The 7,300-nt window shown below is 72.7% G+C and carries 6 protein-coding genes; 3 read left to right on the top strand and 3 right to left on the bottom strand.

Annotated features, from left to right (window positions below):
* Both L6E12_RS16065 and L6E12_RS16060 read left to right on the top strand, forming a co-directional pair.
* Positions 1-2,467, top strand: a 2,467-nt coding sequence (locus L6E12_RS16065; protein WP_236228722.1) for a DNA translocase FtsK, incomplete at its 5' end; no start/stop codon positions are given.
* Positions 2,468-2,557: 90 nt separating this feature from the next.
* Complete coding sequence (locus tag L6E12_RS16060) at positions 2,558-3,034, top strand: DUF5684 domain-containing protein (protein WP_236228721.1); 477 nt, start codon at positions 2,558-2,560, stop codon at positions 3,032-3,034.
* A gap of 167 nt (positions 3,035-3,201) precedes the next feature.
* Here the strand turns inward: L6E12_RS16060 and L6E12_RS16055 are convergent, their stop codons facing one another.
* On the bottom strand, positions 3,202-3,654 hold the full coding sequence (locus L6E12_RS16055; RefSeq protein ID WP_236228720.1) for a phospholipase: 453 nt from the start codon (positions 3,652-3,654) through the stop codon (positions 3,202-3,204).
* 125 nt (positions 3,655-3,779) lie between these two features.
* Positions 3,780-4,274, bottom strand: coding sequence for an amino-acid N-acetyltransferase (locus L6E12_RS16050; protein ID WP_308074916.1), 495 nt, complete (start codon positions 4,272-4,274; stop codon positions 3,780-3,782).
* Positions 4,275-4,425: 151 nt separating this feature from the next.
* Here L6E12_RS16050 and L6E12_RS16045 point away from each other — a divergent pair, with 151 nt between their 5' ends.
* On the top strand, positions 4,426-5,640 hold the full coding sequence (locus tag L6E12_RS16045; RefSeq protein WP_236228719.1) for an acetyl-CoA C-acetyltransferase: 1,215 nt from the start codon (positions 4,426-4,428) through the stop codon (positions 5,638-5,640).
* Positions 5,641-5,693: 53 nt separating this feature from the next.
* On the opposite strand, the gene L6E12_RS16040 is transcribed toward L6E12_RS16045, so the two are convergent.
* Complete coding sequence (locus tag L6E12_RS16040; RefSeq protein ID WP_236228718.1) at positions 5,694-6,968, bottom strand: lytic transglycosylase domain-containing protein; 1,275 nt, start codon at positions 6,966-6,968, stop codon at positions 5,694-5,696.
* Positions 6,969-7,300 lie beyond the last annotated feature (332 nt).

Genomic DNA, 7,300 nt, shown 5'->3' with positions numbered 1-7,300 from the left:
GGGCGGCACGCGCAAGACCCCGGCCAAGGCGCCCGCGAAGGCGCCCACCCGCACCGCGGCCAAGGCCCCCGCCCGGTCCGCGGCGAAGGCACCCGCCAAGCGCGCGCCCGCGCGCGGCAAGGCCGCCCCGCCGCCGCGCAGGGGCGCGTTCGCCTCCGCCTGGGGCGTGCTCGCCAAGGGCGTCGGCTCCCTGGCCCGCGCGATCGGCCGCACCAAGGAACTCGACCCGGCGCACCGCCGCGACGGCATCGCCTTCGGGCTGATCGCCCTCGGCCTGGTGCTCGGCGCCGCCGTGTGGTGGCGGGCGGCGGGCGTCGTCGGCCAGGGCCTGGAGATCGGCGTGCGCACCGTGTTCGGCGCGCTGGCGACCATCGTCCCGCCCGCCCTGCTGGCCGTCGGGGTGATCCTGATGCGCTCGGACCCGCAACCGCAGAAGCGGCCCCGCTACGCCGTCGGCGCGCTGCTGATCCTGCTGGCGCTGCTGGGCGTGCTGCACGTGTTCGCCGGGATGCCCGAGGACAACGACGGCCGGATGTTCGCCGGTGGCGCGCTCGGGTTCTTCTCCGGCGGCCTGCTCGCCAAGGGCGTCACCGCCTGGGTCGCGGTGCCGGTGCTGTTCCTGGTGCTCGGCTTCGGCGTGCTGGTCTTCACCGGCACCCCGGTCCGCGAGATCCCCACCCGGCTGCGCGAGATGGGCCGCCTGCCCGACGAGGAGGACGCCGAGGGCCACCACGTCGGCATCGACGAACTCGACCTCGGCGACCCCGACCCGCTCGCCGAACCGCCGCTGCGGCCGCGCAAGCCCCGCGCCCGCAAGGCCGCCGAGGAGGCCGAGGGCGCCCAGCCCACGCTGCCGCTGGACGCCCCCGCCGAACCGGTCCGCAAGCGCCCGGTGCCGCGGGTCGAGGAGACCCCGCAGGTCGCCGAGGCGCCCCGCGACCCGGACACCATCAGCGTCACCCGCGTCGTCGACGGCGACTACCGCCTGCCCGACCCGTCGGTCCTGGCCGCGGGCGACGCGCCCAAGACCCGCAGCAAGGCCAACGACTCGATGATCGAGGCCATCACCGGCGTCCTCGACCAGTTCTCCATCGACGCCCAGGTCACCGGCTTCACCCGCGGCCCGACGGTCACCCGCTACGAGGTCGAACTCGGCCCCGGGGTGAAGGTCGAGAAGATCACCGCGCTGACCAAGAACATCGCCTACGCGGTGGCCACCGACAACGTCCGGCTGCTGGCACCGATCCCGGGCAAGTCCGCGGTCGGCATCGAGGTCCCCAACGCCGACCGCGAGATGGTCCGCCTCGGCGACGTGCTGCGCTCCACGACCGCCCTGTCCGACTCCCACCCCATGGTGGTGGGCCTGGGCAAGGACATCGAGGGCCACATGATCACCGCGAACCTGGCGAAGATGCCGCACCTGCTGTGCGCGGGCTCCACCGGTTCCGGCAAGTCCAGCTTCGTCAACTCCATGCTGGTCTCGCTGCTGGCCAGGGCCACCCCCGACGAGGTCAGGATGATCCTGATCGACCCGAAGATGGTCGAGCTGACCCCGTACGAGGGCATCCCGCACCTGATCACGCCCATCATCACCCAGCCGAAGAAGGCCGCGGCCGCGCTGACCTGGCTGGTGGAGGAGATGGAGCAGCGCTACCAGGACATGCAGGCCAACCGGGTCCGCCACATCGACGACTTCAACAAGAAGGTCAAGACCGGCGAGATCAGCGCCCCGCCCGGCAGCGAACGGGTGTACCGCCCGTACCCGTACATCCTCGCCATCGTCGACGAGCTGGCCGACCTGATGATGACCGCCCCCCGCGACGTCGAGGACGCCATCGTCCGCATCACCCAGAAGGCCCGGGCGGCGGGCATCCACCTCGTGCTGGCCACCCAGCGCCCCTCGGTCGACGTGGTCACCGGCCTGATCAAGACCAACGTCCCGTCCCGGCTCGCCTTCGCCACCTCGTCGCTGACCGACTCCCGGGTCATCCTCGACCAGCCCGGCGCCGAGAAGCTCATCGGCATGGGCGACGGCCTCTACCTGCCCATGGGCGCCTCGAAGCCCGTCCGCGTCCAGGGCGCGTACGTCAGCGACGAGGAGATCATGGCCATCGTCGCGTTCACCAAGGAACAGGCCCAGCCCGACTACACCGACGGCGTCACCGCCGCCAAGGCGGGCGAGAAGAAGGAGATCGACCCCGACATCGGCGACGACCTGGAGCTGCTCGTGCAGGCCACGGAGCTGATCGTCACCTCCCAGTTCGGCTCCACGTCGATGCTGCAGCGCAAGCTCCGCGTCGGCTTCGCCAAGGCGGGCCGCCTGATGGACCTCCTGGAGACCAGGGGCGTCGTCGGCCCCTCGGAGGGCTCCAAGGCCAGGGACGTCCTGATCAAGCCGGAGGAACTCGACGGCGTCCTGTACGAGATGCGCGGCGGCGGCCCGGTCGAGGTGTCCGATGAGGACTGACGTCTCGAACGGATAACGACCCACCCGGCACACGGCACGCCCCGGGGCCCGGGAGCGACTAACAGTCGCTCCCTCCTGAAAGGACCCACCGTGGCCCAGTACGACGACGTCCCCACCTACACCTACACGACCACCGAGTTCCCGTGGGGCGCCTTCATCGGCATCTTCGCCGTCTCCGCGGCCATCGGCATCGTCAGCATCGTCGCGATGTGGAAGATCTTCACCAAGGCGGGCGAACCCGGCTGGGCCGCCATCGTCCCGATCTACAACATCATCGTCCTGCTCAAGATCAGCGGCAAGCCGACCTGGTGGCTGATCATGTTCTTCATCCCGATCGCCAACGTCGTGTTCATGATCCTCGCGCTGGCCGGGCTGTCCCGCTCGTTCGGCAAGGACGCGGGCTTCACGGTGCTGCTGGTGCTGCTCCCGTTCATCGGCTACCCGATCCTGGGCTTCGGCAAGGCGGCCTACGTGGGCCCCGGTGGCATCCCGCGGCACTACGCCGACTACAGGCAGCAGGGCGGCTACTACCCGCCGCAGCAGCACGGGTACCAGCAGGGCTACTGAGGTCCTCCGGTCACGGTGGTGTCCGGCCTGACCTCGTCCGGCTCGGCGGGTGGCGTCGGGGACCTCGGACCTGGTGCGGCGCACCGGCTCGGCCGGGTCCGCGCTCAGTGCGCTCGGGCGACACGGCCGGTGGTGACCGGGGCCGGGCCCCGGTCACCAGGGTGGCCTCAGCTATTGCCGAACTGGCGCACGGCCGTGTAGTACACGTCGGCGGTGCGGTTGCAGGACCAGTTGCCCGCGCAGATCGTGTACAGGTCCGACTTGAAGTTGTTGTCGATGCGCAGGCGGTTGTCCTCGGTGAACCGGCCCTGCTTCTTGTAGTTGCGGTACCCGTAGTCGTGGCGGTAGCAGGCCTTGACGAAGTTGAAGCCGAAGGGGTTGTCCGGGGAGTTGGAGCAGCCGTCCGACGACCAGTCCATCTGGCCGGCGTACGGGCGGTTGGCCCGGGTCGTCTGGAAGGTGTTCAGGCTCTGGCCGAACAGGTAGCTGTCGGTGGTGCTGCGCAGTTGGGTGGCGCTGAGGTCGGCGGACGCGGTGCCCGCGCCGACGACCAGGGCGCAGGCGGCGGCGACGGACGCGACGACACCGCGGGAGGCACGACGCAGGGTGGACGTGGCCACGGGGTTCTCCTGGGGGAGTGGGGAAATCGGCCCGTCATTCATCCCACCGCCGCCCTGGGCCGGGGTACCCCGCCGAACCCCTCTGTGCGTGCCGGGGCGCCCCTAGAGGAGGTTTGAGGGCCGCTTCAGAGCTTCAGCAGCATCCGCGTGTTGCCCAGGGTGTTGGGCTTGACGTACTCCAGGTCGAGGAACTCCGCGACGCCCTCGTCCATCGAGCGGCGCATCTCCTCGTAGACCTCCGGGCTGACCGGGGTGCCGTCGATCTCGACGAAGCCGTGCCTGGCGAAGAACTCGGTCTCGAAGGTCAGCACGAAGATGCGGGCCAGGCCCAGTTCGCGGGCGACCGCGATCAGCCGGTCGGCGAGCAGGTGCCCGACGCCCTTGCCCAGCGCCTCGGGGCGCACGGCGATGGTGCGGATCTCGGCGATGTCCTCCCAGAGCACGTGCAGCGCGCCGCAGCCCATCAGCTCGCCGTCGATCTCGACCACCCAGAACTCCTGGACGTCCTCGTACAGGGTCACCGTGGGCTTGGCGAGCAGGACCTTGCCGACGTAGGCGTCGATGATCTTCTTCATGGCCCGGACGTCGGTGGTCTTCGCCCTGCGCACAACCGGTTTCACCCTCCGGAATCTAGTCCCGCCCCGCCGGTCCGTCGCGCCGGGACCGGCACCGGCGTGACACCGTGTGACACGGCACATCGCCCGACCGGCCCCGGCGGGGCAGGCTGGAGCCCCGGTCCGCCCGGCCGGGTGGGGAGTGGAGGAGCAAGCAATGCGCGAGGCAGTCATCTGCGAGCCGGTCCGCACCGCGGTCGGCCGGTTCGGCGGTGTGTACACCGGTGTCCCGGTGACCGAGTTGGCCGCGACCGTCATCCGCGAACTGCTCGCGCGCACCGGCGTCGACCCGGCGCTGGTGGACGACGTGGTGTTCGGCCAGTGCCACCCCAACGGCGACGCGCCCGCGCTGGGCCGGGTCGCCGCCCTCGACGCCGGGCTGCCGGTGGGGGTGCCCGGCACCCAGCTCGACCGGCGCTGCGGCTCCGGCCTCCAGGCGGTGCTCGACGCCGCCATGCGGGTGCAGACCGGCGCGGCCGACGTGGTGGTCGCGGGCGGCGCGGAGAACATGAGCCAGGTCGAGTTCTACTCCACGGCCATGCGCTGGGGCGTCAAGGGCACCGGCGTCGAACTGCACGACCGGCTGGCCAGGGCGCGGGTGACCGCGGGCGGGGTGAACTTCCCGGTCGACGGCGGCATGGTCGAGACCGCGGAGAACCTGCGCCGCGAGTACCGCATCTCCCGCACCGCGCAGGACGAGCTGTCCGTGCGGTCGCACCAGCGGGCCGTGGCCGCGATCGAGGCCGGGCGCTTCGCCGACGAGATCGTGCCGGTGGCCGTGCCGGGCAAGCGCGGCAAGCCCGCCGCCCCGGTCGACCGCGACGAGCACCCGCGCGCGGACACCACCACCGAGACCCTGGCCGGGCTCAAGCCGATCATGGGCAGGCAGGACCCGGAGGCCACCGTCACCGCGGGCAACGCCAGCGGCCAGAACGACGGCGCGGCGGCCTGCCTGGTCACCACCCCCGAGAAGGCCGCCGAACTGGGCCTGCGCCCGCTGGCCCGGCTGGTGTCGTGGGCCGCGGCGGGCGTGCCGCCGCACCTGATGGGCCTGGGCCCGGTGCCCGCCACCGCCAAGGCCCTCGACCGCGCGGGCCTCACCCTCGCCGACGTGGACCTGGTGGAGCTGAACGAGGCGTTCGCCGCCCAGGTGCTCGCCGTGGCCGCCGAGTGGGAGCTGACCGACGCCGACTGGGACCGGGTCAACGTCAACGGCTCCGGGATCTCGCTGGGCCACCCGCTCGGCGCGACCGGCGTCCGCATCCTGACCACCATGCTGCGCGAGCTGGACCGCCGCGGGGGGCGGTACGCGCTGGAGACCATGTGCATCGGCGGCGGGCAGGGCCTGGCCGCGGTGTTCGAACGGGTCTGAGGCGCCGAGAGCCGCCCGGGGTCCGGGCGGCTCTCGGCGTGCGGGTCAGCGGGTCACTTCATCCACGGCACCCAGACCGACCAGTCGTACCAGTCGGTACCCGGCAGGGGCGGCCGCGTGGTGGTCGTGGCGGGCGGCCTGGTCGTGGTGGTCGTGGGCGGTCGCGTGGTGGTCACCGGCGGCGGCGTCGTCGTGGTCGGCGGCTTGGGGGCCGTGGTGACCGGGGGCTTCGGCGCGGTCGTCGTCGGCGGCTTGGGCGCGGTGGTGACCGGCGGGACCGGTAGGCCGGGGACGGGGACCTGCACACCGGGGAGCTGCGCCCCGGTGCCCGGGACGGTCAGCGGGGGCACCGCCACGCCACCCGTGCCGCCGGGGGTGTTGCCCGCCTGCGGGACCACGGTGGTGCCCGCGGCGGCCAGCGGCGCGATCGGGCCGCCGCCGCCGGCGAGGATGCTGCCGGGGCCGGGCGCCTGCGGGTTCGCCCCGGGCGGGGGCACGACCGCGGGCGGCTGGGTGACGCCGTCGGCGTAGGTGCCGACCCAGGCCAGCACCGACCGGACGTAGCTGTCGGAGTGGTTGTAGCGGAAGATCGCCCGCGCCCGCTGGGTCGGGTCGGACATGTCCGTGCCGCCCGCGCACAGGTAGCGGGCCGCGGAGACGGCCGCGTCGTAGAGGTTGTTCGGATCGGCCGTGCCGTCGCCGCTGCCGTCGGTGCCGTAGTAGGCCCAGGTGGCGGGGATGAACTGCATCGGGCCCACCGCGCGGTCCCAGGTGCGGTCGCCGTCCCAGCGGCCGTCGTCGGTGTCGGCCACCGCGGCGGTGTCGCCACCGTCGAGGACCGGGCCGAGGATCGGGGTCAGGGTGCGCCCGGTGGCGTCGACCGCCCCGGAGCCCGCGTGGCCGGACTCGATCCGGCCGATCGCGGCCAGCACGGTCCACTGGACCTTGCAGCCGGGCTGGGTGGCCGCGAGGAGCTGCTGGGCGCGGGCGTAGGCGCGCATGGCGACCTCGGGGATGCCCGCCTGGCTCAGGTCGATCCCGGCCTCGGGGGCGGGCGGCGGCACGGGCAGCGCCTCGGCGACGGCCGCGAGCACCTCGGGGCTCAGGTCGGAGTCGGCGGGCATCGAGCCGTCGACGGCGAGCACGCTCACCGAGGCCGACACCGGCACGGACAGCTCCGGCGGCACCGCGTCCACGCCGGACCCGGCCAGGCCGGGCAGCGGGACGCCGTCACCGGTGGAGACCACCAGCACGACCGCGACCGGGAACACCACCGCCGCCGCTGCCGGGATCCTGCGCTTCTTCCGGTGTTTACCTCTGCTGGACATGCCCTTGCCGCTCCCCTCCATGGTGAACCAGGACACTGTGCACCATCACAGCGCGTATTCGTAGTCACGATCCAGTCGCGCGCGTGAACCCGATCGTGTCCAATGGCTCACCCGATCGTATTTTGTCGCCCGCCGACAACTCCCGGCAGGCGTGGATCACGGCCCGAGTCGGAGCCGATCGACGCGCGCGCGGCACCCGCCCCCAGCAGCGCATCCATCCGGTGACCACGCCCGATCCCCGCCCCCGGCGCGGGGGATGGCACCATTGCCCCGACGGCCGGTGGCGTTGACCAACCCCAACGCCCCGGCCGTCCTCGTCACCCGGCGGTTAC

The organism is Actinokineospora sp. PR83 (assembly GCF_021056305.1).
Classification (GTDB): domain Bacteria; phylum Actinomycetota; class Actinomycetes; order Mycobacteriales; family Pseudonocardiaceae; genus Actinokineospora; species Actinokineospora spheciospongiae.
The sequence above is the reverse complement of the archived record's forward strand: the minus strand, read 5'-3'. Positions and strand labels throughout refer to the sequence as shown.

Coding starts and splice junctions, on each gene's coding strand:
- L6E12_RS16045 (WP_236228719.1), top strand. CDS start 4,426: ATGCGCGAGGCAGTCATCTGCGAGCCGGTCCGCACCGCGGTCGGCCGG.
- L6E12_RS16040 (WP_236228718.1), bottom strand. CDS start 6,968: ATGTCCAGCAGAGGTAAACACCGGAAGAAGCGCAGGATCCCGGCAGCG.